Genomic DNA, 25,953 nt, shown 5'->3' on the forward strand with positions numbered 1-25,953 from the left:
AACCCCCTGAAGGGGGAATGTTTTGTTATAGTTTAATATTATGATAGCGGTTTTATGCCGCGTATTTCTTTTAGTTTCATTACCATGCGCTCGGCGTCGGTTGCTACCCATTCGGTGTACTCATCTATCGCTAAAAAGCGTAGCTCATCATCAATATAACCTTCCTCTACCATTTGTTTCGACATGGCTACTTTAGCCCAGATGCCCGCTTTGTTGGTAAAGTTTTCCTCGCCCTTTTGGTAATCCTCGTCGGCGTTAAACTCCGCGATGTTGGTAAAACCGGCTTCTTCAAAATATCCGGGCAGGTCTTCGGCTATGTGGTTGTTCATGCCGGCATCGCCGCGCCATCTTAAAAAGGTAGCATAAAACCGCAGCATGCTTGGCGGCGGTTGCGGCTGCCATTCCAATGCTTCGTGATTGTAATCTAATATCGACACCGTGCCACCCGGTTTTAAAAGCGAATACATTTTTTTTAATGCCACCACCGGGTTATTGAGCCATTGTAAAACCCTTGCGGCTACAATCAGGTCGAACTTTTCTTCAGGTTCAAAAGCAAACAGGTCGGTATAAATCAAATCAAGGTTTTTTACCGAAGCGTAGGTTTCCCTGCCGCTTTGTATAAAATACTCCGTATTATCAATGCCCGTAACATGACCGGTATCCCCAACTTTAGCGGCTATATCTTTAGATATCGCCCCCGTGCCACAACCCACATCCAACACCCGCAAACCAGACTTTAGGGCAGAAGCGAGCGTTGCATAATCATTAGCCAAACTACGTTCGTCAAATAACTTGGCGGTGCCTTTGCCTTCCCGGTGAATATGCTTGTTTACTATTGTCATTAGGTCATTGCTCCGCTGGTCATTGGGTCATTTTAAAACTCATAACTCAGCACTTATAACTCACTACTTATTTTCAAATTCGGCTATCAATTCCTTTTTGCTCAGGATGTAGTCGATATCATCGTAGCCGTTGGTCATGCAGGCTTTTTTGTAGGGGTTAACCTCGAAGCTTTCCTGCTCGCCGGTGGTTACCAGGCGGATGAACTGGTCTACCAGGTGAATTTCAACTACGGCGTGCTCATCGGCATAAACCGCGTCGAATATCTTCTTTAAAAAATCTTCGCTCACCTGTACGGGCAGCAAGCCATTGTTAAGGGCGTTGCCTTTAAAAATATCGGCAAAAAAACTGCTTACCACGGCATCAAAGCCATAATCGGCAATGGCCCAGGCCGCATGCTCGCGACTACTGCCGCAACCAAAGTTTTTGCCTGCAACCAGGATCTTGCCGCTATAATTGGGATTGTTCAGCACGAAATCCCGTTTAGGGTTATCATCGCCATCAAAACGCCAATCGCGAAATAAGTTATTGCCAAAGCCCTCGCGGGTAGTGGCTTTCAAAAACCGCGCAGGGATAATCTGGTCCGTATCGATATTCTCGATAGGCAAAGGCACCACGCTGGTTTGTATGTGTTTGAATATTTTGGTTGCCATGATGTTTTCTTTTTTCTGAACCGGAATTTGTCGAATTTTTAGAATTACACGAATTTTAGGATTTATTGAATTAGAATTTTAAAATTCTGTTAATTCTTTAATTCGATGAATTCCGGCTCATACATTCTCCGGTTTATATTTTTTATTCAGTAATCTTTTAAATTGCAGGCCTTTACTTCCAAAATTTATAAGTAAACCTGTCTTGATATTGTATGCTTCGAGATAATTAATACCTTGTGCAAGGTGAACATCTTCTAAAAAAATAATTGCTTTCAGTTCCACCATTATCTCACCCTCTACAAAAAAATCAACCCGCCTTGTACCTATTTGTTCATTTCTGTAAAAGATTGGCATTTCCATTTCTCTTGTAAACGCCAAGCCTTCTAAAGCCATTTCTATTTGTAACGCCCTTTGGTAGATGGCTTCCTGAAAACCATTACCTAAAAAAGAATGCACCCGCATTGCACAACCAATGATTCGGCTTGTGCAATCTTTAAATTCGTCGGGCGTCTTTTTAGAGGTGTCCATTTGTTATTTTTTTCTGAACCGGAATTTGTTGAATTCTTAGAATTACACGAATGATAGGATTTTTGAAGCGCCATTTTAAAATTCTATAAATTCATTAATTCGTTTAATTCTCGTTCAGACATCTTTAGAATTCTCGAAGCACTATTTTAAAATTCTATTAATTCAATAAATTCGTTTAATTCCAGTTCAGACATCTTTAGAATTTCTCGAAGCCACATTCTGAAATTCTGTTAATTCAATAAATTCGTTTAATTCCGGTTCAGACAACTGATTCCTTCAAAAAGCTCCTTATATCCGTCACCTTACCTGTAATTGCACTTGCTGCCGCAGTTAGCGGGCTGGCTAAAAAGGTACGGCTATTTGGCCCTTGTCTTCCTTCAAAGTTACGGTTGGAGGTGGATACACAGTATTTACCTGCCGGGATCTTATCCTCGTTCATGCCAAGGCATGCGCTGCAGCCTGGTTCGCGAAGCGGGAAGCCGGCGGCATCAAATATTTTATCCAGTCCTTCGCGGATGGCTTGTTCCTGTACTTGTTTAGAGCCGGGAACTACCCATACTACTACGTTATCTGCTTTGTGTTTGCCTTTTACAAATTCGGCCACCTGGCGCAAATCTTCTATGCGCGAGTTGGTGCAGCTGCCGATGAATACATAATCAATAGGTTTGCCTAATAATTGTTCATCATCATGCAGCCCCATGTAATCAAGGGCTTTTTTGTATGATCCCTGCTCTTTTGCTTCAAACGAAGCAGTTTCGGGAACGTGTTGTGTAACGCCAATGCCCATACCGGGGTTTGTTCCGTAGGTAATCATTGGCTCAATATCTTCGGCTTTAAAGGATAATACTTCATCAAAGGCTGCATCTGCATCTGAGTATAAAGTTTTCCAGTAAGCTACTGCTTTGTCCCACTCTTCGCCTTTAGGGGCAAATTCGCGGCCTTTTACATATTCAATCGTTGTATCATCGGGGGCTATCAACCCGCAACGGGCACCCATTTCGATGCTCATGTTACAGATGGTCATGCGGCCTTCCATGCTTAACGCGCGGATGGTATCGCCTGCATATTCCACAGCATAACCTGTACCGCCTGCGGCCGAGATCTTTGAAATGATGTACAGGATAATATCTTTGGCTCCAACGCCTTTTTGCAACGTGCCATTTACTTCAATTTTCATGCGTTTTGGGCGCGATTGCAGCAAACATTGGGTTGCCATTACCTGCTCAACCTGTGATGTGCCTATACCAAACGCTATGGCACCAAAGGCGCCGTGTGTTGACGTATGGCTATCGCCGCAAACATAAGTGCCACCGGGACGGGTGATGCCCAGCTCGGGCCCTATTACGTGCACGATACCCTGAAAAGGATGACCTAAACCATAAAGCTCGATACCAAATTCAGCACAGTTTTTGGTGAGCATATCAACCTGGTAGCGGGAAAGTTCTTCTTTTATCGGGAGATGCTGATCAATTGTAGGAACGTTATGATCGGCCGTGGCCACGGTTTGTTTTGGCCTGAAAACCGGTAATCCCCGTGTGCGCAAACCATCAAATGCCTGCGGACTGGTTACCTCGTGTATGAAGTGTGTGTCGATGTATAAAATATCCGGAAAGCCCTCGTTGCTACTGACGACGTGCGCATCCCATATCTTATCAAATAATGTTTGTCCCATGGTGTTATAGTATCAAGTAGTAAGTATCAAGTATCAAGACAGCTGCGTAAGCTGCAAGCTTGACTTTGATACGGCATTATAGTATCAAGTAGTTAGTATTAAGTATCGAGACCGCTACATGAGCGGCCAGCTTTACTTTGATACTGTATTATAGTATAAAGTAGTTAGTACCATGCAAGTAAAAAAATCTTACTACTTGATACTAACTACTTACTACTAAACCTAAGCTTCTACAACCTGGTTTTCAGGGCGTAAGCTGCGTACAGTTTTACCTGCCTGCCACAATTCGCTTTCACGTAATTCTTTTAATTCAGCATCCAGTTTTTCGCGGTAATCTTCTTTGCTGTTTGAATCGATTGATTTTTGCGACTCAACACCTGTTGCAACGCTTTTGTATAGGTCTTCAAATACCGGTTTAGTGGCATCACGGAATTTTTTCCACCAATCCAAAGCACCACGTTGTGCGGTGGTTGAGCAGTTGGCATACATCCAATCCATACCATTTTCTGCAACTAAAGGCATTAATGATTGGGTAAGTTCTTCAACAGTTTCGTTGAAAGACTCTGACGGAGAGTGACCATTTGCACGCAATACTTCGTATTGAGCAGCAAAAATACCCTGGATACAACCCATCAGCGTACCACGTTCGCCGGTTAAATCACTGAATACTTCTTTTTTGAAGTTGGTTTCAAATAAATAACCGCTACCAACAGCAATACCTAAAGCGATAACACGCTCAAATGCCTTACCTGTTGCATCCTGGAAAATAGCGTAGCTTGAGTTTAAGCCACGGCCTTGCAGGAACATACGACGTAATGAAGTACCCGAACCTTTAGGTGCAACCAAAAATACGTCAACATCAGCAGGAGGAACAATACCAGTCTGCTCGTTAAAAGTAATACCAAACCCGTGCGAGAAGTATAACGCTTTACCCGGAGTAAGGTGTTTTTTTACAGTTGGCCATAAAGCAATTTGTGCAGCATCGCTTAATAAGTAGCAAATTACTGTTCCTCTTTGTAAAGCTTCTTCAATTTCAAAAAGGGTTTCGCCCGGTACAAAGCCATCGCTTACAGCTTTATCCCATGTTTTTGTGCCTTTACGCTGACCAACAATAACGTTGATGCCATTGTCTTTTTGGTTTAGCGCCTGACCCGGACCTTGAACGCCATAGCCAATTACTGCTACAACTTCATCTTTTAGTACTTCCTGAGCTTTTGATAAAGGGAACTCATCGCGGGTAACCACATTTTCTTCGGTACCGCCGAAATTTAATTTTGCCATTGTTTTATTGTTTGTTTTTTGGGATTTCACCGATTTGTGATGATTTCACCGATTTTGATTTTATGAGTAATTTAAGTTTTCTAATTTATTTTTGACATTGCTTAACCTGAAAGCTTGTCCTGTATAGTTGGGGATTGCTTCGTACCTCGCAATGACGCTTTTTTTATAGGGGCCCTGACCTTTTGCCTTTCAGCTTTAGCCTTTCACCTCAAAACTTACATCGTAAATACTTTTTGTCCCTGGTTTAAATATTCGTTCTCAATAACGTCTTCGCCCGGTTCAAGGCGCTCAAACTCGCGCAATTTACGGTTAAATCCGTCACTATCTTTAATAATTGCAACGCGGGCGCTGCGCACAAACTCAATCAGGCCGTAGGGTTGTAAAATAGTGATGAGGTTATCGGTTTCCTCGCGGTGGCCAGTGGTTTCAAACACCGTATAATCTTTACGGATCACAACGGCACGTGCACCGTTTTCGCGTAATAAACGCTCAACACTTACCTTCTCGGCAATTACGTCCGTCGATACTTTATATAACGCCATTTCCTGCCAAATAACATCTTCGTTAGTATGATAGTAGCATTTTAATACCTCCACCTGTTTTTCTATCTGGCGGGTAAGTTTGCGTACCACATCTTCCGATTCGGTAATCACAATATTAAAACGGTGAATGCTTTCAATCTCAGATGGAGAAGTATTCAAACTATCGATATTGATTTTACGGCGCGTAAATATAATGGCTATCCGGTTTAATAAACCAATCTGGTTTTCTGTATAAACCGTGATGTTAAATTCCTGTTTTTCTGTATCCTGGGTCATGATTTCTTTTTTTTAAGTTCCCCCTTCAGGGGGTTAGGGGGCCTATTTTAACCTGATCTCGCTTACACTGCAACCTTGCGGTACCATCGGGAATACGTTATTCTCCTTAGTAACCATTACTTCTAAAAGGAACGATCCTTTGTTGCTCAGCATTTCATTTAATGCCGATGGAAGATCCTTACGGTCGTCGATACATTTGCCGGGGATGCGGTATGCTGCTGCCAGCGCCACAAAATCCGGGCTTTGGATATCGACAAACGAGTAACGGCGCGAGTTAAACAATTCCTGCCATTGCCTTACCATACCCAGGAAACGGTTATTCAGGATGATGATTTTTACATCGATGCCGCTTTGCATAATAGTACCCAATTCCTGGCAGGTCATCTGGAAACCGCCGTCGCCAATAATAGCTACCACCGTACGATGCTGAGCGCCAAATTTAGCGCCAATGGCTGCCGGCAAGGCAAAACCCATGGTACCTAAACCACCACTGGTAACGTTGCTGCGGGTATTGTTAAATTGAGCATAACGGCAGGCCACCATCTGGTGCTGGCCAACGTCGGTAACTATGATAGCTTCGCCTTCGGTAATTTCGTTCAGTTGTTTAATTACTTCACCCATCGTCATTTCGGCCGTGGTTGGGTTAAGTTCTTTTTCAATTACCTGTTCAACCTCCTGGCGGGTGTAGTCATTAAATTTAGCCAGCCATTCGGTATGTTGTTTGGCTTCAACAGCTGCGGTAAGCAACGGCAACGTTTCTTTACAATCGCCCCAAACAGGTACCGTTGATTTTACGTTTTTGTCAATCTCGGCAGGGTCAATATCCAGGTGGATAACTTTTGCCTGTTTAGCATATTTATCAAGGCGACCTGTTACCCGGTCGTCAAAACGCATCCCTATGGCAATTAATACGTCGCATTCGTTGGTCAATACGTTTGGTCCGTAGTTACCGTGCATGCCCAGCATCCCCACATTTAAAGGGTGATCTGTTGGGATAGCGCCGGCTCCTAAAACAGTCCATGCTGCAGGGATACCACTTTTTTCAACAAAAGTTTTAAACTCCTGCTCGGCACTGCCCAAAATCACGCCTTGTCCAAAAAGAATAAACGGTTTTTTGGCCTGGTTAATTAAAGCGGCAGCTTCCTGGATATACTGCGGGCGAACTATAGGCTTAGGCCTGTAGCTACGGATATGATTGCAGGGTGTATAACCTTTATAGTTAAATAACTGGATCTGCGCGTTTTTTGTAATATCGATCAATACTGGTCCGGGGCGACCACTTTTGGCGATGTAAAATGCCTTGGCTATCACTTCAGGAATCTCGTTAGCATCGGTTACCTGGTAGTTCCATTTGGTTACCGGTGTAGTAATATTGATTACATCGGTTTCCTGGAAAGCATCGGTACCTAAAAGGTGCGCAAAAACCTGGCCGGTGATACATACCAATGGTGTGCTATCAATTTGGGCATCGGCCAGGCCTGTTACCAGGTTAGTAGCGCCGGGACCGCTGGTTGCAAACACAACACCGCACTTACCCGATGACCGCGCATAGCCCTGCCCTGCATGGATACCGCCCTGCTCATGGCGCACCAGGATATGGTTCAGCTTATCATTGTAATCAAACAAAGCATCATAAATGGGCATAATTGCACCACCCGGATAACCGAAGATGGTATCAACACCTTCAACAATCAATGCCTCCAATAATGCTACCGATCCTGAAACTTCAACAATGGTTTCTGTAGGTTTTGTTTCAGTAAGTACTTCTTGTATAGCTTCCATAACCGCTTATTTTTTGTTTTGCGTAGAACGTTTTACGTTCTACGTTTTGTTTTTTATTAACTTTTCATTCACGTACAACTTAAAACGTCATACGTACAATTTCTCTCTACATTTCGTCTGTTACGCAACCTTCAGCTGCCGATGTTACTGTTTTGGCGTAGCGGTATAATAAGCCTTTGGATACCTTTAAAGCGGGCTGTTGCCATGCTGCTTTACGGGCTGCCATTTCTTCGTCGGTTAATATCACATTGATCCTGTTTGTTGTTGCATCAATAATGATCTTATCATCGTCGTTAATTAAGCCTATTGCGCCCCCGTCAAAAGCTTCGGGGGTGATGTGGCCTACCACAAAACCGTGTGTGCCACCGCTAAAGCGACCATCGGTAATTAATGCTACCGAGCTGCCTAAACCCGCGCCAAAAATGGCCGATGTTGGCTTAAGCATTTCGGGCATACCTGGTGCGCCTTTAGGGCCTACGTTGCGGATAACCACCACATCACCTTTTTTGACTCGGCCGCTTTGTATGCCATGTATCAGTTCAAACTCGCCATCAAATACGCGGGCCGGGCCTTCAAAATGGGTACCTTCTTTACCGCTGATCTTGGCTACGCTACCACCCTCGGCAATATTGCCGTAAAGTATCTGTAAGTGGCCGGTAGCTTTAACTGGTTTTTCAACCGGCCATATAATTTTTTGTGTATCAAACTCCAGTTCGGGTACATCTGCCAGGTTTTCGGCAATGGTTTTACCGGTAACGGTAAGGCAATCGCCGTGTAACCAGCCTTGCGCCAAACAATATTTCATTACTGCCGGTACACCGCCAATGTTGTGCAGGTCTTCCATCATGTATTTACCGCTTGGTTTCATATCGGCCAATACCGGGATACGGTTACTTACTGTTTGAAAATCATCCTGAGTTACCTTTACATCTACACTTTTAGCCATCGCTATCATGTGCAGCACGGCGTTAGTACTGCCGCCTAATACCATAATTACCACCATAGCATTTTCAAATGCTTTGCGGGTCATGATATCTGATGGTTTGATGTCTTTCTCTAACAATATTTTTATAGCCTTGCCTGCTGCCAGGCACTCAGCTTTTTTATCTTCGCTTAATGCCGGGTTTGATGATGAGTAAGGCAAGCTCATACCCAAAGCCTCAATAGCTGCGGCCATCGTATTAGCTGTATAAATACCACCGCAGGCACCTGCGCTTGGGCAGGCATTTTTAATGATGCCCATAAAATCAACATCCTCAATAGTACCGGCCATCCTTTTGCCTAAAGCCTCAAATGCCGATACAATGTTCAGGTCTTCGCCTTTCCAATGGCCAGGTTTAATAGTACCACCGTATACCATAATTGACGGACGGTTTAAACGCCCCATAGCCATAATAGAACCAGGCATGTTTTTATCGCAACCAGGCAAAGTAATTAAACCATCATAATACTGCGCGCCTGTAACAGCTTCAATGGAGTCGGCAATAATATCGCGGCTCACTAACGAGTAGCGCATGCCTTCGGTACCGTTGCTCATGCCATCACTTACACCAATGGTATGGAATATCAGGCCTACCATATCCTCATCCCAGATCCCTTGTTTAACTATCTTAGCCAAATCGTTCAGGTGCATGTTACAAGTGTTACCATCGTAACCCATACTTGCCACACCAACCTGGGCTTTGCGCATATCATCATCTGTTAACCCAATACCATAAAGCATGGCCTGCGCGGCCGGCTGTGTTGGATCCTGGGTAAAAGTTTTGCTATACTTGTTCAATTCTATAGCCGCTGTAGTATCTGATGATGAACTCATTTTTATTTGGTATGATAGAAGTTTTTATAAAATATTCTTGTTGTTGACCAGGTTTATATGATTGCTCGAATCAATAAACGTAAGGTAGATATAGCAACCGCGAATAACAATAGTCAGGATTTATTTTTTCAAAAAGTATAATATATCTTAATTTATTATTTTAACAATATAAAATTACGTATTTATAATAATTAAACGAACATAATTTTTGACAAAATAGACCAAAGTTCAAAACGGTATTCGGTACATATTTTATGCATGCATAGTAAATTGCCGATTTTCTTCCTGAAATGGCGGTGGTGACTGAAAAAGTTTGTTAAATGTGCCTTCATATGTGCAGATTTTAAATGTGCGGATATGCAGATGATGGATGCTACATTATTTTTTGAATTTGCCATTTGACATACCAATTCTATCTTCTTTATTCCCTCGATAAAAACAACTTTGTWAAGAAAAAAATTCATTCAAAAAAAAACGTCCGGGTGCTATACCCGGACGTTTTTTCTGAAAAATAAGGGTATAGTTTATTTATGCAGAATTCCTTCGGCTAAAATAATGACCTTATTGTTTAATGCTTCAACTACGCCGCCTTTGATAAAAAACACTTCTTCTTTACCGGCGTTGCCTCCACGTACAATCAGCTTACCATCCTGTAAGGTTGATATGATAGGCGCGTGGTGGTTTAATATCTCAAATAATCCCAAGGTACCAGGTACGGTAACCGATGTCGCTTCGCCCTCGTAGATCTTTTTATCGGGAGTAAGAATTTCTAAAGTCATTTCTTTTTAGATTCAAGAGTCAAGAATCAAGAGTTAAGACTTTTTTTCTCTTCTCTTGATTCTTGACTCTAATGTCTTGATTCTATTAGTTATTGGCTTCTGCCAATAATTTTTTACCTTTTTCAATGGCATCTTCAATGCTTCCAACTAAGTTGAATGCACCCTCTGGGTACTCATCAACTTCGCCATCCATGATCATGTTGAAACCTTTGATGGTATCTTTAATGTCAACCAATACACCTTTTAAACCGGTGAACTGCTCGGCAACGTGGAACGGCTGAGAAAGAAAACGCTGAACACGACGGGCACGCGATACAACCAGTTTATCTTCTTCAGATAACTCATCCATACCTAAGATGGCGATAATATCCTGAAGCTCTTTGTAACGTTGTAAAGTTTCTTTAACACGTTGAGCGGTATTGTAATGCTCATCGCCCAAAATAGCCGGGCTTAAGATACGTGATGTAGAATCCAAAGGATCCACAGCAGGGTAAATACCAAGCTCTGCAATTTTACGTGAAAGTACTGTTGTAGCATCTAAGTGGGCAAATGTTGTTGCCGGCGCAGGGTCGGTCAAGTCATCCGCAGGTACGTAAACGGCCTGTACAGATGTAATTGAACCACGTTTGGTTGAAGTAATACGCTCTTGCATGGTACCCATCTCAGTTGCCAGTGTTGGCTGGTAACCTACCGCAGATGGCATACGACCTAATAACGCCGATACTTCGGAACCTGCTTGTGTAAAGCGGAAAATGTTGTCGATAAAGAAAAGGATATCGCGGCCTTTGCCATCCTCATCACCATCGCGGAAATACTCGGCAATAGTTAAGCCCGATAAAGCTACACGCGCACGTGCACCAGGAGGCTCATTCATTTGACCGAACACGAAGGTTGCTTTTGAATCTTTCATCATTTCGGTATCTACTTTAGATAGATCCCAGCCACCTTCTTCCATTGAATGCATAAATGCATCACCATATTTTATAATGCCTGCTTCAAGCATCTCGCGCAAAAGGTCATTACCTTCACGTGTACGCTCGCCAACACCAGCAAATACAGATAAACCTGCATAAGCCTTCGCGATGTTGTTGATAAGCTCCTGAATTAATACTGTTTTACCTACACCGGCACCACCAAATAATCCAATTTTACCACCTTTTACATAAGGCTCCAGCAAATCGATTACTTTGATACCTGTAAACAATACTTCAGTTTCGGTAGACAAGTCTTCGAAACGCGGAGGAGTATTGTGAATAGGGCGGCCATTGGTTTTGTCAAGATTTGGTATACCATCGATAGCATCGCCTACTACGTTAAATACACGGCCTTTAATGTTTTCGCCAATTGGCATTTTGATAGCCGATTCCAAATCCAAAACTTTCATGCCACGTAGCAATCCGTCTGTTGAATCCATCGCAATCGCGCGTACACGATCTTCACCTAAATGCTGCTGAACTTCTAAAATGATTTTTTGGCCATTATCTTTCGTGATCTCTAACGCGTCATAAATTTTAGGGAGATGAGCGTCATCAGCGAAACTTACGTCAACTACCGGACCGATGATCCGTGATATTTTTCCAATGTTTGGCATATATAACCTGGTGTTTAAGAATTTTCCTTTTTAATAGTATCCTGCTTGTAAAATATAAGATGCTATTTCAGAGGCGCAAAGATAAAGTTTCTATCCCAATTTTAAAATAGAAAGTCAACATTTAGAAAGCGATTTTTAAGTGGCATAGCTAAATAAAAAAAATCCCCCCGAATAATTGCCCAAATAATAATCGTATTACGCAACAAAACAAATAGTTGCCGCGTAAAAATAACTCCTAATTAAATATATATACTATTAATTATCAAAAACGAGTTATGAGATTAGCGGGGGCTTTATTTTTTTCTGCATTGCTATTTTTTTCGGCATGCAAACTTGACACTACAATTGGTCCGGAAAAAAAAGCAGAGGTAAGCGGAAGCACGCCGGCTACCAATACCGGCTTTTACAGCCGGTACATCGCCATAGGCGATTCACAAACTGCCGGTTATACCAACGACGGCTTATATAACTGGGGAATTTACAACTCCTTTCCCAATATTTTTGCAGGCAGCCTGGAGGGCGCGGGTTTAAAAACATTTAATCAGCCGTTGTTTAGTATTGCCCAGATGAACGGCACAGGCTTTATGGAGCTAAAAGGGACCGACGCCAACGGACAGCCCCTGATTGTAAGAGACACCTTAAAAACTGCTATTCGCGACAACATCAATATTAGCGGTGTAGGTAACGTGCAATTGCTAAGCAAGTTCACTGGCGATAATGACAATTTTGGCGTAGCCGGGTTAAAAGTGGCCGACATAGGCAACGTACAAACCGGAAACACCAACAGGTATTTTGAAAGATTACTGCCATTAAGCGCCCCGGCAAATAATACCAGTTATGTAGATTTTGTTACCAGCAAACCATTCGGCTTTTTCACCCTTAATTTGGGTGCCAACGATGTTTTTGGATATGCAGCAGGCGGCGGAGTAAAACCATCGGCCTTAACAGACAAAACAACATTTAACACAACATATACCCTGCTGGTAAACAAATTGACCGCTAACGGAGCAAAAGGAGTATTAACCACCATTCCGGACGTAAGCGCCCTGCCATTTTTTACTGCGAAGACGCTGGCCGATGTATTAAATAAAACGAAAGCTACCAATCCCGCCTTTGATAAATTATATATTGAAGCCAAACAAAGTTCGGATGTTGCCCAGGACGGTTACGAGATCCGTGCTGCAACGGCAGCAGACTTATTATTATTAAGCCTTAACGTTGCCCAGATAGGCAAACAGGTTTCAACCGCGCAAGGATTGCAGTATTATGGTTTATCGCCCTATGCCCCTATCGAAAATAAATGGATACTCGATGTTAACGAAAAAGCTATCACATCTGATTACATTAGCGCTTATAACACTTCTATCCGCACTTTGGCATCAGCCAAGGTGCTTGCCCTATTTGATGCCTACGCCTTTTTTAATGAGGTTAAAAACGGCAGTACTGTTCAAGGCGTCGCTGTTTCGTCAAATTATTTAACCGGAGGGTTGTTTTCTTTGGATGGCGTTCATTTAAGCCCGCGCGGCAACGCCATTTTAGCCAATAACTATGTGGCGGTTACCAACGCAAAATATGGCACCGCTTTAAAAGAAGCCAAACTCTCTGATTACAGCGCCAACTGATCGCCAAAGTCAAGCACAATTTTGCCAATATGCCCGCTGCTTTCCATAAGTTGGTGGGCTTTTGCGGCTTCGGCAATAGGGAAAACAGCATTTACAATGGGCTTTATTCGGCCGGATACCAACAACGGCCAAATAACAGTTTTCAATTTATGTGCAATAGCGCCTTTAAATTCCACCTCGCGCGAGCGCAGCATCGAGCCGGTAATTATAAGCCGTTTTCGCATCACCTGGGCAAGGTCAACCTGAACATTATTGCCGTTCATGGTATTAATAAGCACCAAACGCCCTTCAAAAGCCAGCGATTTAATGTTGCCCGCTGTATAATCGCCGCCTATCATATCCAGTATCACATCAACACCCTTGCTTTTAGTGATATCGTTAATATTGTCGGCAAAGTTTTCCGTTTTATAGTTAATAGCCTTTGCCGCGCCTAAAGCCTCACAAAAGCGGCATTTATCTTCCGATCCGGCTGTTACATATACGGTATGCCCCAGTGCGTTGGCCATTTGGATAGCGGCAACGCCAATACCACTTGAGCCGCCGTGAACCAATAATGTTTCGCCACCCTTTAAACCGGCACGATCAAACACATTGCTCCAAACGGTAAAAAACGTTTCGGGCAACGAGGCCGCTTCTGTAAACGAAAGATTTTCGGGTATGGGCAGGCATTGTTCTTCGGGGGCGTTGCAATATTCGGCATAACCGCCGCCGGTAACCAGGGCACAAACTTTATCGCCAACCATCAGGTGAGTTACTGTTGCACCAATAGCCACCACAATGCCGGCAATTTCTAAACCCGGAATATCCTGTGGCGCGCCGGCAGGTGGCGGATAATTCCCTTTACGTTGAAAAACATCCGGCCTATTAACTCCCGCGGCCAATACCTTAATTAATACTTCGTTATCAGCATAAGCTGGCAGCGGCCTATCCTGTACCTGTAACACCGATGGATCGCCGGGGCGTGTTATAATAACTGCTTTCATTTTAATGAAATGATGTATTTCTTTTTAGTCTGAAGTACTAAGTATCAAGTCTGAAGCCAAAAGTGATATTTCTTCGAACTTTGACTTTGGACTTGAGACTTAGGACTAACCCCAAAGATAAACTTAATCAAAACAGTATTGTTTAATAAATAACCGGTTGGTAGGGCTTTAAACCCACACCTAACCGTCATATTGTTGCAATCAGAAAAAAATCGTACGGTTGTTGTACCTTTTCATGCTGATAAAAAATTAAATTTGCGCCTGCAAACAATCATTCTTTTGGACAGAAAACTGATAATAGGAACACGTGGCAGCGAATTAGCGCTGTGGCAGGCCAATTTTGTAAAAGATAGCCTTGCCGCCATCAACATTACCGCCGAGTTAAAGATCATTAAAACACAGGGCGACCGTATCCTCAACCTCAGCTTTGATAAGCTGGAAGGTAAAGGTTTTTTCACCAAAGAATTAGAAGAAGAATTATTAGCCGGCACCATCGACCTTGCGGTACACTCGCATAAGGACCTGCCGACCGAAAACCCTCCGGGACTCATCATCGCAGCAGTTTCAGAACGGGAAGATCCATCTGAACTGTTGCTGATATTGAAAGATTGTGTAGATGTACATCAAAAGTTATCTGTTAAATACGGAGCTATTGTTGGTACATCATCCAACAGGCGCAAGGCCCAGTTACTGGCCTACCGCCCCGACCTGGAGATAGAAGAATTACGCGGCAACGTACCTACCCGCATAGGCAAACTACGCGACGAAAAGTATGATGCCATTATGCTGGCCAAGGCTGGTGTAAGCCGTTTAAATATCGATTTAAGCGAATTTCACGTAGAGGAACTAACCCCTGCCGAGCTGATCCCTGCACCTGCACAGGGCGCTTTGGCCATACAGATACGTGAGGTTGACCAGGAACTTTTTGAAGCCCTGCAAGCACTGCACCACCCGGCTGTAGCCGAGGAATTGGCTGTTGAACGTACCGTGTTAAAGCTATTTGGCGGTGGCTGTCACCTGCCCCTGGGCTGCTATTGCCGCAAGGAGGATGATGTATACCAGGTATTTACCTCAAAAGCCGATGAAGGTGATGAATTCCCGGATAGAGTATTCCTGAAATCGGATACAACCGATGGCCTTGCCCAAAAGGTTGTGGCTATGTTTGATACTAACCGCAAACTGGCCCAAAGTGTATTTATAACCCGCGATCTTTCGGAGCAAAGCTATTTCCGCAAGGCACTGGAGAAACATGGTATTAATATAGATGCGCGTTCGCTTATCCGCACGGTACCCGTTATCAACAAACTCGATCCTTATATTTTAAGAGATATCAACTGGATATTTTTCAGCAGTAAAAACGCGGTAGAGTATTTCTTTGCACTAAAGCCGCAATTACCCTCAAAAGTAAAATTTGGTGTAATGGGCTCAGGATCTGAAGATACCTTGCGCCGCAATGGCCATTTCGCGGCTTATGTTGGCGAAAGCGGCGATACCGCCGAGGTTGCGGCAGATTTTGCAACATTGGCCAACGGTACTAAAGTATTGTTCCCCGGCGCCGAAGGCTCATTACGCAGCATACAACAAGGCTTATCTGCCGAAACCAAAATAATCGACCTTACGGTGTACGAAACTGTAATTGAAGAAGAAGTAGAAGGAACCGGCGCTGATGTTCTGGTTTTTACCAGCCCATCTAACGTTGAGGCTTATTTCCAGGATAACCTGTTAGAACCCAATCAGCAGGTAATAGCCATTGGTAAATCAACAGGCAAAAAATTCGACGAAATGGGCACCCGCTACACACTACCGTTTTCGCCCGACGAAGTAGGTCTGGCCGAAGCCGTTTTTGGAACAACCTGTTTAACCAACAGGTGTTAAAAAAGCATGTGGACCATGAATACCATGGTCCGGGTATTTAATGCTTAATATACTTCACTATCAACCTGGGTGTCTCTCTACACATCGTCGTAACCTTTGGGCAAAATTCCCGCTACCAACCGCCATTACCGGGATCAATTCATCAATACCTATTGCTTATCAGGCAGTTATGAAATATACAGCTATAAAATATTTTGCTTGTACAAACATTTCTGTAAAATCATCTTTACGCCATAAATTACCTTTAATGAGTTTATAGCGTACATAATTGTAAGGGTTTATATAACTTTGCGCTCCTCCGGCCGGCAAGGCAGTTTCCGAAACCGGGGTATCAGCTATAACATGTTACAACGACCACGTAGAAACCGTAAAAGTGAAGTAATACGCCAAATGGTGCAGGAAACGCACATAAGCGCGGCCAATTTGATATTCCCCCTGTTTATTATCGATGGCGAGAACCAAAAAAGCGAAGTAGCATCAATGCCGGGTATTTACCGGTACTCGGTAGATAATTTACTGCGCGAAATTGAAAGCTGTATGAAGCTGGGTTTAAAATCATTTGATTTGTTCCCCAATATTGATGAAGCCCTTAAGGATACCATGGCTACCGAAAGCTACCGCGAAGAAAGCTTGTACCTGCGCGCTATTCGCGAAGTTAAAAAGAACTTTCCGGAGGCTTGTGTGGTTACCGATGTGGCGATGGACCCTTATAGCAGCGATGGCCATGACGGCATTGTTAAAAATGGCGAAATATTGAACGACGAAACGCTGGAAGTTTTAGGTAAAATGGCGTTGGCACACGCACAATGCGGGGCCGATATTATTGCCCCATCAGACATGATGGATGGCCGTGTTGGATACATTCGGAAAGTATTGGACCAAAACGGCTTTACCAACGTTTCTATCATGTCGTATTCGGCCAAGTATGCAAGTGCTTTTTATGGTCCGTTCAGGGATGCCTTAAATTCGGCACCCAAGTTTGGTGATAAAAAAACTTACCAGATGAACCCGGCCAACCAGCGCGAGGCATTGATAGAGGCCAACTTAGACGAGCTGGAAGGCGCCGACTTTTTAATGGTAAAACCGGCCCTACCCTACCTGGATGTGATAAAACTAATAAAAGATAATACCGAACTACCCGTTGCCGCCTACAACGTAAGCGGCGAATATGCCATGATAAAAGCAGCTATACAACGCGGCTGGCTCAACGAGCAGCGCGCCATAACCGAGGTGCTTACCAGCATCCGCCGGGCAGGCGCCACCGCGATATTGACGTATCATGCCAAGGAAGTTTTGGAGAATAAATGGCTTTGATAAAGTCAAATTCAAAAGTAAAAATTCAAAATGAACCTGAATTTTTTGACTTTTAAATTTTGATTCTTGGTCTTTGATTTGGTTGTAAACAAGTTGAAGTTCAAAGTAAAAATTCGAAACAAACACTGAATTTTTGACTTTTGAATTTTGATTTTTGACTTATAAAAATGTTAGATTCAATAAAAAAGATGTTTTCGGGCGAGGCCAATGAACCGGTGAATACTACGGGGAAGCCGGATATTAGCAGGGAGAAAAGCGCCGAACTGTATGCCAAGGCTAAAACTTATTTTCCGGGAGGAGTTAATTCTCCGGTAAGAGCGTTTAAATCGGTATATGGTACGCCTTTGTTTATTCAAAAAGGCGATGGCAGTCATATTTGGGATGCCGATGGTAATGAGTTTATTGACTACTGCTGCTCATGGGGGCCGCTCATCCTTGGTCATAACAATACCAAAGTACGGGAGAAGGTGATAGAGGTGATGCAAAACGGCATGTCTTTTGGTGCACCAACCGCTTTAGAAAATGAACTGGCTGAACTGATCCTGAAGAACAATAAATTTATTGAAAAACTGCGTTTTGTAAGTTCAGGGACCGAAGCGGTTATGTCGGCTATTAGGTTGGCAAGGGGTTATACCAAACGCGATAAGATCCTGAAATTTGAAGGCTGCTACCATGGTCATACCGACGCTTTGCTGGTTAAAGCAGGATCGGGCCTGGTTACCTTTGGCGAAACGTCATCAGCCGGCGTACCAAAGGCATTTGTTGACGAAACCATCGTAGTATCCCTGAACGATAAGGAAGCTCTTACCCTGGCTTTTAATGAATTTAAAGACCAGATTGCAGCCGTCATCATCGAACCTATCCCGGCCAATAACGGTTTGCTGTTACAGGAAAAAGAATACCTGCAATTTTTGCGCGATATATGTACCCAAAACGGCACGCTGCTGATATTTGACGAAGTAATTTCGGGTTTCCGGGTTGGTTTTGAAGGCGCGGCAGGCTATTACCAAATTAAGCCGGATATTATTACCTATGGCAAAATCATCGGTGGCGGTTTGCCGGTTGGCTGCTATGGCGCATCGGCCGAAATTATGGGCAACGTATCGCCGGATGGCGGTGTTTACCAGGCCGGCACATTATCTGGCAACCCGGTAGCTATGGCGGCAGGTATTGCCCAGCTGACCGAACTTTTGCGCATGGGTTTTTACCGCGACCTGAATAATAAACGAGAAGAATTTACCGAGGCTATACAGCGTTTTGCTACAGCCCGTAACTATAAATTTAAGGTGTTTGGTATCGGATCGATATTCTGGTTTGCTTTTACAGATAAAGAGTATATTCGTAAAGCCGAAGATATTGATGCAGCAAGCATGGAAAAATTCAAAAAATTCCACCGCGAACTGATAAACCGGGGTATTTACCTTGGTCCATCAGGTTACGAAGTTGGTTTTATATCATCGGCCCATACCAAAATTGATTTAGAAAAAACCAAACGCGCTATTTTTGATAGCCTTGACCTGGTTTTCAGTAATAAGTAAAAACAGGCAACTGGCAACAGAAACCCGACAACAGATAAAATGAAAAGGACATTTGTAATTTTTTACGCGCTCATCATCTATGCCGTTGCTCAACTGGTATGGTGGGGGTATATGTTGGTAACGCCTCACGCAAGGCCTATCAGTATGGTACTATGCGAAGGATCGATGTTTATACTGGTATTTACGCTGGGCGCGGTTAGCCTGCACAAAACCATCAATAAAGAGCGTAAGCTGCAGGAGCAAAAAAAGAACTTTTTGCTTTCGGTAACACACGAACTGAAATCGCCGCTGGCATCAATAAAAATTCTGCTGCAAACCATTCAGAAGCGCAACCTGACCAGAGAACAGGTGCTTGATTTTATAGAAAAATCATTGAATGATGTTGAGCGCCTGGATGATATGGTAGAGAATATGTTGCTGGCCTCCAAAATTGAAAACCAATCATACACGTTTCCTAAAGCAAGCTTTAATCTTTCGGTTTTGGTAGATAGCATTGTAAACCGTTTGCAAATCAGCAAATGCGATTGCAACCAAATGATTATCGATGCCGAGATTGAACCCAAAATTGAAATCACCGGCGATAAGTTTGCGCTTACATCCGTGGTAACCAATTTAATAGAGAATGCTGTAAAATATTCCAGCCCATGCTCGGCAGTGGTTGTTAAGTTATTTTCAAAAGATGATAAGGTATACCTGGAGGTAGCCGACCAGGGCATTGGCATAGCCGATAATGAAAAAGCCCGTATTTTTGACCGTTTTTACCGTGTGGGCAGCGAGGAAACCCGCAACACCAAGGGAACCGGCCTGGGCCTGTATATAGTAAAAGAGGTGCTGGATAAGCACCATGCCAGTATTAAGGTGAAAGACAACCGCCCCGCTGGTAGTATTTTTGAAGTTGTATTTGGATAACACCAATTGCACAAATTATATCAAATTTCACTAATCTGCTTATATAGTTTGAATAGTAAAATGTGTAAATAACTTGAATAGTGATTCGTGTAATTCGATTTAATGAGTGTGAATTAATGCTTATCAAATTAGTGTATTAAAATTATGAGTCAGACGATGCCTAACAAAAAAAGAATTCTATTAGCCGAAGACGAAGAGCATTTGTTGGAAGCCATTAAACTTAACCTTGAGCTGGAAGGTTATAAAGTTTCGACAGCAAAAAATGGTAAAAAGGCTTTACAGTTGTTTAAAGAAGAGCGTTTTAACCTGGTTATCTTGGATGTAATGATGCCCGAAATTGACGGCTTTGTGGTTGCAGAAACCATCCGCCTTGAAAATACCGAGGTGCCTATCATGTTTCTTACAGCCAAAAACACCAATGAGGATAAAATTTCGGGGCTTAAAAAAGGGGCCGACGATTATTTAACCAAACCGTTTAACCTGGAAGAGCTTATTTTACGGGTGAACAACCTGGTAAAACGCAGCCTGAAAGGCGATGACCTTAAAGAGTTTAACAGCTACAAAATTGGCGAAAAAACCATCCACTTTAACTCGTTTGAGCTGGTGAATGAGGATGGCTCTATTACTCCGCTTACCAAAAAAGAAACCATGTTACTAAAGCTTTTAATTGAGCGCCGTAACGATGCCGTATCGCGCGAGCAGATACTGGAAACTGTTTGGAACTATGATGTATACCCATCAACCCGTACTATCGATAACTTTATCCTAACCTTCCGTAAGTATTTTGAACCAGATCCTAAAAACCCGGTTTATTTTCACTCCATCCGTGGTGTAGGCTATAAATTTACCGATAATCAGCACTAATTAATGTTCAGTAACCGGGTGCGCATATTTATTGCATTTGTTTTCCTGCTATCGTTAGGCCTACTGCTGTACCTGCGCATTTATGAGCTTGCGGCTGTTGCTGCTATGATGATTTTGTTGCTAATATGGGATTACTTTAAACAGGGAACCCTGGTTGTTGCGGCCAAATATTTTCACCATAAAGAATTTGATAAGGCAGAGGCATCGTTAAAAGAAATCAGCAAACCCGAATGGCTCAGTAAAAAGCGCCGGGGCTATTATGAATTTATTTACGGCGGCATTTGTGTGCAAAAACAGGATTTTAAAGCAGCCGAACAACATTATGAGATTGCAGCGCAATACCCGCTGCGATCTGTAAACGACCATGTAGCCGCGTTGGTTACAGTGGCCAATATAAGTATAAGGCATAATGATTACGATAAAGCCAAAGCCTACCTGCAATTGGCCGAGCAGCATGCCGATAAAATTACCGCCAAAATGAAGGATGTTATAAACAAACTTCATAAGGAGATTAAACAAAAATAGAGTATATAGAATCAAGAGTCAAGAATCAAGAATCAAGACATGAAAATGCAAAGCGTAAAGTTGATCTAACTATTTGCTCCGCACATCGCCAGTACTGTTACCGGCAACCCAAAGTCTTAATTCTTGACTCTTGATTCTTGACTCTTTTGCTCTCTTCTAAAAGATATGAGAGATTCGTTATTAATAAAAGCAGCTTTTTCCGAAAAAACAGAACGGCCACCAGTATGGATGATGCGCCAGGCCGGCCGTTTCATGAAAGAATATTGGGACATTAAAAACAAGTATTCCTTTTTGGAAATGTGCAAGACACCGGAGCTTGCTGCCGATGTTACCATGTTGCCGGTTAATCTATTGGGCATTGATGGTGCCATCCTGTTTTCGGACATACTGGTTACCGGCGAAGCGATGGGCGGCGATTTGAGTTTCAATGCAGGCACAGGCCCTAAATTTGCTAACCCGGTACGTACACAAAAAGATATTGATAACCTGCAGACCGATGTAGGTGATAAATTACAATATGTTGCGGATGCCATTAAGGTGATTCAGCAGCGTTTAAATGGCAGTATCCCGCTGATTGGTTTTGCAGGTGCGCCATTTACCGTGATGAGCTACCTGGTTGAAGGCGGATCGTCAAAAGATTTTAAGCTCACCAAACTGATGCTGCACAATGAGCCGGCAATGGCCCATCAGCTGTTATCAAAAATCGCCACTGTTACAGCCGACTATTTAAACCTGCAAATTGAAGCCGGCGTAAACGCAGTACAGATCTTTGATAGCTGGGCACAAGCTTTGGCATGGGATGATTATAAAGAGTTTAGCCACTACTACATCCAACAGATCATCAGCAAGCTTAACCGTAAGGATATCCCGGTGATATCGTTCTGTAAAGGCAGCTCGGTTTTTGCGCCGTTAATGGCCGAGGCTAAGCCGGATGTGGTATCAATTGACTGGAATGTGGACCTACTGGATATCAAAAAGCGTTTACCTGCCGGTGTAGCCGTACAGGGTAACCTTGATCCGCATATATTATACGCCGACAAAAAAGTAATTAAAGACCGCATATACCGCCTGTTCGACCGGATGAAGGACGAGCCAGGCTTCATTTTCAACCTGGGCCACGGCATTATGCCCGATATCCCGTTTGATAATGTGAAATACGCGGTAGAGATTATAAAGGAATACGCCCCCTAACCCCCTAAAGGGGGAATTATAGTCGGGGTAATAAAAAAATGCAAATCAAAAAATTCCCCCTTTAGGGGGTTAGGGGGTTTCATGTACGAATACGTTCTCGCCATACATATCATTTTTGTAGTTTGCTGGATGGCGGGACTATTTTATATGGTGCGCCTGTTTATTTACCATACCGAGGCACAAGCCAAGCCCGAGCCAGACCGCAGTATCCTATCGGCCCAGTTCGAGATCATGGAGAAAAAGCTGTTTAATATTATAACGGCTCCATCTATGCTGATAGTTATTGTTGCCGGCTGTACTATGGTATATTTAAAGCAAGGCTGGATGCTAATGGCCTGGCTACAGGTAAAAATGTTATTTGTGTTGGGACTGGTTGCTTATCACCACATCTGCGAACACAAAATGAAGCAGATGCGCAAAGGTATTTTTAAATGGACATCAACCCAATTACGCTTGTGGAATGAGTTGGCCACCATTTTACTTTTCGCAATTGTGTTTCTTGCCGTTAAAAAAGATGGCTTAAGCTGGATATTTGGGATTGTTGGAATAGTATCGCTGGGAGTGATATTAATGATTGCGGTGAAAATTTATAAGCGGTTCAGGGAGAAGAAATGATCATTCATGAAAGCTCATTACTTTCAACGATGAGTGTTGGGCTATGAATTGAAAGTCCCTGTCGTCGTTCAACAATGAGATTTTATTTCTCATAGCATATACAGCTATTAAACAATCATTAGTTTTGCGAATCGTAACCCCTTTTTTTCTCAAAAGCCGATATAATTCTGAAGCTTCGACAGCAACTTCGTAAGGATCTTCAATCAGTTTAGTTAATGTATCAAAATGCGAATTGACCTTTCTTTTATCACTATCAGAAACAACACCCTGCAAAACCTCCTGAACTATTGTTGGACAAGTAGCCAAAATCACATTCGTGAGATTATTAGTAAGAAATCTACTGGCATTCGTATCCACGTCCTTGAAATAATTAACCCAAACAGATGTATCAATAAGGATAGTTTCCATTATTCAAAAGCAGTATCATCCATTTCGATTTTCCCTTTCAAAGCAGCAAATTTCCTTTGATTTTCTATAGTAACATACAGTTTTAAAGCTTCCTCAATTATACCTTTTTTGGTTTTGATACTGCTTAACTTTTGAGCTTTGGCCATCAACGTATCGTCGATATCAATATTTGTTCTCATACACACAAATTTCAATAAAGATACACATTTTATCTAAAAGTACAACCTTATGATTACTGCTCAATGCAAATAGAGCATAGTTATATGTTATCTTTCAAATACCTTCCTCCGCATCTTCTACAGCCTCTTGCTCTAAAACAAACGGACCAGTCATAGCGCAATGATAGCCTATAACGAACGATGCCATCAATCCGGCACCTAAAACACTTTCTGCAATAAAATGTGATGTTTTTGAATTAAACAGGCATAGTAACAGTTCAAAAACACAAGTCCTCATTAACGATATCACTAAAAAGGTCATCTCGTTAAAAAAATACAATGTGATAAACAGGAAAACAATGTTCCTGGCATTAAACTTTGCCCCCGAAGTACAAATTTGAATGGTTAAGGCAAATAACACTAATGGCGTGTAAAGCCTTAAAATATAAATGACCGCACTGCTCCATCTTTCCAAATACCGGTTATCTATACCGTGGTGTAGTTGTCCTTTCAACTGGAAAAATGACAGGTCTAACAAACAACATATAAACAATATCGCTGCTAAGCAGGCTATATTCTTAATCGTTACCTTACCAACCTTGCTAATTGAAAAAATGGACACGAAAAAAATAAAAATGGACTTGGCATTATCAACTATGCTATAAGTTTCATTGAAACTAAAACGGAGACTAAAAAAGCTTAATACACTTATCGGGATGTTTTTTGCACTTTGATCATACTGGGTATAATTTGAAATTACCGCCGTTATTATAAAGCTAATGCTTGTCAATAAAACAGCCTGCCAGATAGTTTTTGTGAAACGCTCCTGGTAAATATCGATAAGAGCTGCTGATTGCTTTTTAAAAAAGGTTGAATATTGCATGTGATATGGTTGTACGTAAAAATATCAATTATTCTTTTACAATCACCCCATCTTTCATCACCAACTTCACCATCTTCAAAGCTTTCATATCCTCAACCGGGTTACCATTAATGGCAACTAAATCTGCCAGGTATCCGGTCTTGATATTCCCCAAATCCTTCAATCCAAAAACTGAGGCGTTAACTGATGTTGCCGAGCGCAACACCTCCAACGGTTTCATGCCGTACTCGGCCATTAATATCATTTCCCGGGCATTATCGCCGTGGCCGAATACACCAACATCTCCGCCCATACAAATAGTAACACCGGCCTTTAATGCCTCGGTAAAAATGTAATGCTTTTGCTTTACTCCCGCGGGATCCGGGTCGATGCCCTTCTTCCAGCCTTTGTAGCCCGAAATTGATTCCGTAGCGTTGAGGGTTGGGCATAAAGCTATGCCTTTTTCTTTCATCAGCTTAAACAGTTCAGGTGTTCCGCCGTCGCCATGCTCAATGGTAGTTACGCCTGCCGCTATGGCCCGGCGCATGCCTTCGGTAGTTGACGAATGTACAGCAACCGTACGGCCGCTGCTTTTAGCTACCTGTACAGCTACCTTCAACTCTTCTTCAGTAAAAGTTGGGGCTGCGGTACTGTTTAACCCCCAGCGATAATCCACATAAATTTTCACTACATCTGCGCCATGGCCAATTTGCGACCGCACCACCCTGGTAATGCCATCAATACCATCAGCTTCTTCGCCGCCTTTAATTATGCTGGCTTCGGCCACTTCAGTTTTAGGGCCATAACTGCCGGTAGCCACAATTGCCCGGGTGGCCACCAACATCCTGGGGCCGGGGATTATGCCTTTTTCAATCGCAGTTTTCAATCCCACGTCATCATAGGCAGCGCCTTCGGTTCCCAGGTCACGCACGGTAGTAAAGCCGGCCATCAAAGTTGCACGGGCATGGTTAACCGCACGGGCGGTACGCTCGGCACGGCTTTCGCCAAGTACCTGGTCGTTCCAGGCAGTTTCATTATAGGGATGCAGGAAAAGGTGCGAGTGGCCTTCAATAAGGCCGGGCATCAGGGTTGTGCCTTTCAGGTCAATCACCTTAGCATTGGCAGGTATTTTTATGGTAGCGGGTTCTCCTGCTGCTTCGATACGATTACCGTTTACCAGTACCCACCAGCCCGCGTGCATCTGCTCACCGTCGAAAACACGGTCGGGTTTAAGTAATATATAGGTTTCAGTTTTTTGGGCAAATATGGGCAGGCAAAAAATGAGGAGTATTATTGTGGCTATTGTTTTCTTCATTATAAATAAAGATA

At 43.0% G+C, this 25,953-nt stretch carries 24 protein-coding genes; 9 read left to right on the top strand and 15 right to left on the bottom strand.

All coding sequences use genetic code 11. From position 1 onward, the window contains the following. Window positions 1-38: 38 nt before the first annotated feature. From AC1DU2_RS20925 to atpD, 10 genes are all read right to left on the bottom strand, one after another. A complete protein-coding gene (locus AC1DU2_RS20925; protein WP_477386585.1) occupies window positions 39-842 on the bottom strand; it encodes a class I SAM-dependent methyltransferase in 804 nt (267 codons plus the stop codon). A gap of 63 nt (window positions 843-905) precedes the next feature. Beyond that, window positions 906-1,493, bottom strand: a complete 588-nt coding sequence (gene leuD / locus AC1DU2_RS20930) for a 3-isopropylmalate dehydratase small subunit (protein ID WP_477386587.1) — start codon at window positions 1,491-1,493, stop codon at window positions 906-908. Between the two features lie 117 nt (window positions 1,494-1,610). Continuing rightward, on the bottom strand, window positions 1,611-2,021 hold the full coding sequence (locus tag AC1DU2_RS20935; protein WP_477386589.1) for a GxxExxY protein: 411 nt from the start codon (window positions 2,019-2,021) through the stop codon (window positions 1,611-1,613). A 259-nt stretch (window positions 2,022-2,280) separates the two neighbouring features. Then, the gene (gene leuC, locus AC1DU2_RS20940; protein ID WP_477359015.1) at window positions 2,281-3,693 is read right to left on the bottom strand and encodes a 3-isopropylmalate dehydratase large subunit; all 1,413 of its coding nucleotides are present in this window, start codon (window positions 3,691-3,693) and stop codon (window positions 2,281-2,283) included. A 222-nt stretch (window positions 3,694-3,915) separates the two neighbouring features. Next, window positions 3,916-4,974 (bottom strand): ketol-acid reductoisomerase, encoded by a 1,059-nt coding sequence (gene ilvC, locus AC1DU2_RS20945; protein ID WP_477359012.1) that lies wholly within the window; start codon window positions 4,972-4,974, stop codon window positions 3,916-3,918. Between the two features lie 215 nt (window positions 4,975-5,189). Beyond that, entirely contained in the window at window positions 5,190-5,792 is a 603-nt protein-coding gene (gene ilvN / locus AC1DU2_RS20950) for an acetolactate synthase small subunit (protein ID WP_477359009.1), read from the bottom strand. Between the two features lie 42 nt (window positions 5,793-5,834). After that, window positions 5,835-7,574: a biosynthetic-type acetolactate synthase large subunit gene (ilvB, locus tag AC1DU2_RS20955; RefSeq protein ID WP_477386591.1), complete on the bottom strand. Its 1,740-nt coding sequence runs from the start codon at window positions 7,572-7,574 to the stop codon at window positions 5,835-5,837. Between the two features lie 106 nt (window positions 7,575-7,680). Continuing rightward, the gene (gene ilvD / locus AC1DU2_RS20960) at window positions 7,681-9,390 is read right to left on the bottom strand and encodes a dihydroxy-acid dehydratase (protein WP_477359003.1); all 1,710 of its coding nucleotides are present in this window, start codon (window positions 9,388-9,390) and stop codon (window positions 7,681-7,683) included. Window positions 9,391-9,914: 524 nt separating this feature from the next. Next, window positions 9,915-10,169 (bottom strand): ATP synthase F1 subunit epsilon, encoded by a 255-nt coding sequence (atpC, locus tag AC1DU2_RS20965; protein ID WP_477359000.1) that lies wholly within the window; start codon window positions 10,167-10,169, stop codon window positions 9,915-9,917. 85 nt (window positions 10,170-10,254) lie between these two features. Beyond that, window positions 10,255-11,760, bottom strand: a complete 1,506-nt coding sequence (gene atpD, locus AC1DU2_RS20970) for a F0F1 ATP synthase subunit beta (RefSeq protein ID WP_477358997.1) — start codon at window positions 11,758-11,760, stop codon at window positions 10,255-10,257. 275 nt (window positions 11,761-12,035) lie between these two features. Between atpD and AC1DU2_RS20975 the strand changes: the two genes are divergently transcribed. Next, complete coding sequence (locus tag AC1DU2_RS20975; RefSeq protein ID WP_477386593.1) at window positions 12,036-13,382, top strand: SGNH/GDSL hydrolase family protein; 1,347 nt, start codon at window positions 12,036-12,038, stop codon at window positions 13,380-13,382. Here AC1DU2_RS20975 and AC1DU2_RS20980 read toward each other — a convergent pair. Continuing rightward, the gene (locus tag AC1DU2_RS20980) at window positions 13,367-14,365 is read right to left on the bottom strand and encodes an NAD(P)H-quinone oxidoreductase (RefSeq protein ID WP_477386595.1); all 999 of its coding nucleotides are present in this window, start codon (window positions 14,363-14,365) and stop codon (window positions 13,367-13,369) included. The two genes, AC1DU2_RS20975 and AC1DU2_RS20980, sit on opposite strands and share 16 nt — an antisense overlap. 279 nt (window positions 14,366-14,644) lie before the next feature. Between AC1DU2_RS20980 and hemC the strand changes: the two genes are divergently transcribed. From hemC to AC1DU2_RS21020, 8 genes are all read left to right on the top strand, one after another. After that, a complete protein-coding gene (gene hemC, locus AC1DU2_RS20985; protein ID WP_477358988.1) occupies window positions 14,645-16,240 on the top strand; it encodes a hydroxymethylbilane synthase in 1,596 nt (531 codons plus the stop codon). 342 nt (window positions 16,241-16,582) lie between these two features. Continuing rightward, window positions 16,583-17,554: a porphobilinogen synthase gene (hemB, locus tag AC1DU2_RS20990; protein ID WP_477386597.1), complete on the top strand. Its 972-nt coding sequence runs from the start codon at window positions 16,583-16,585 to the stop codon at window positions 17,552-17,554. Between the two features lie 167 nt (window positions 17,555-17,721). Continuing rightward, window positions 17,722-19,092, top strand: a complete 1,371-nt coding sequence (gene hemL / locus AC1DU2_RS20995) for a glutamate-1-semialdehyde 2,1-aminomutase (protein ID WP_477386599.1) — start codon at window positions 17,722-17,724, stop codon at window positions 19,090-19,092. A gap of 39 nt (window positions 19,093-19,131) precedes the next feature. Then, window positions 19,132-20,001, top strand: a complete 870-nt coding sequence (locus AC1DU2_RS21000; RefSeq protein ID WP_147052978.1) for a sensor histidine kinase — start codon at window positions 19,132-19,134, stop codon at window positions 19,999-20,001. A 156-nt stretch (window positions 20,002-20,157) separates the two neighbouring features. After that, window positions 20,158-20,865: a response regulator transcription factor gene (locus AC1DU2_RS21005; protein ID WP_090643161.1), complete on the top strand. Its 708-nt coding sequence runs from the start codon at window positions 20,158-20,160 to the stop codon at window positions 20,863-20,865. Window positions 20,866-20,868: 3 nt separating this feature from the next. Next, on the top strand, window positions 20,869-21,390 hold the full coding sequence (locus tag AC1DU2_RS21010) for a hypothetical protein (RefSeq protein WP_477386601.1): 522 nt from the start codon (window positions 20,869-20,871) through the stop codon (window positions 21,388-21,390). A 165-nt stretch (window positions 21,391-21,555) separates the two neighbouring features. Then, entirely contained in the window at window positions 21,556-22,581 is a 1,026-nt protein-coding gene (hemE, locus tag AC1DU2_RS21015; RefSeq protein WP_090643151.1) for a uroporphyrinogen decarboxylase, read from the top strand. Between the two features lie 81 nt (window positions 22,582-22,662). Then, entirely contained in the window at window positions 22,663-23,196 is a 534-nt protein-coding gene (locus AC1DU2_RS21020; RefSeq protein ID WP_477386603.1) for a CopD family protein, read from the top strand. Here AC1DU2_RS21020 and vapC read toward each other — a convergent pair whose 3' ends face one another. From vapC to AC1DU2_RS21040, 4 genes are all read right to left on the bottom strand, one after another. Continuing rightward, window positions 23,197-23,604, bottom strand: coding sequence for a type II toxin-antitoxin system VapC family toxin (gene vapC, locus AC1DU2_RS21025; RefSeq protein WP_477386605.1), 408 nt, complete (start codon window positions 23,602-23,604; stop codon window positions 23,197-23,199). After that, window positions 23,604-23,783, bottom strand: coding sequence for a type II toxin-antitoxin system VapB family antitoxin (locus AC1DU2_RS21030; protein WP_477358970.1), 180 nt, complete (start codon window positions 23,781-23,783; stop codon window positions 23,604-23,606). Before AC1DU2_RS21030 ends, vapC begins: the two co-directional genes overlap by 1 nt. A 94-nt stretch (window positions 23,784-23,877) precedes the next feature. Beyond that, window positions 23,878-24,645, bottom strand: coding sequence for a hypothetical protein (locus tag AC1DU2_RS21035; RefSeq protein ID WP_477386607.1), 768 nt, complete (start codon window positions 24,643-24,645; stop codon window positions 23,878-23,880). Between the two features lie 28 nt (window positions 24,646-24,673). Continuing rightward, window positions 24,674-25,939 carry a metal-dependent hydrolase family protein gene (locus AC1DU2_RS21040; protein WP_477386609.1) on the bottom strand — a complete coding sequence of 422 codons (1,266 nt, stop codon included), beginning with the start codon at window positions 25,937-25,939 and terminating at the stop codon, window positions 24,674-24,676. Window positions 25,940-25,953: the final 14 nt, after the last annotated feature.

This window comes from Mucilaginibacter sp. P4_C11, from assembly GCF_056402115.1.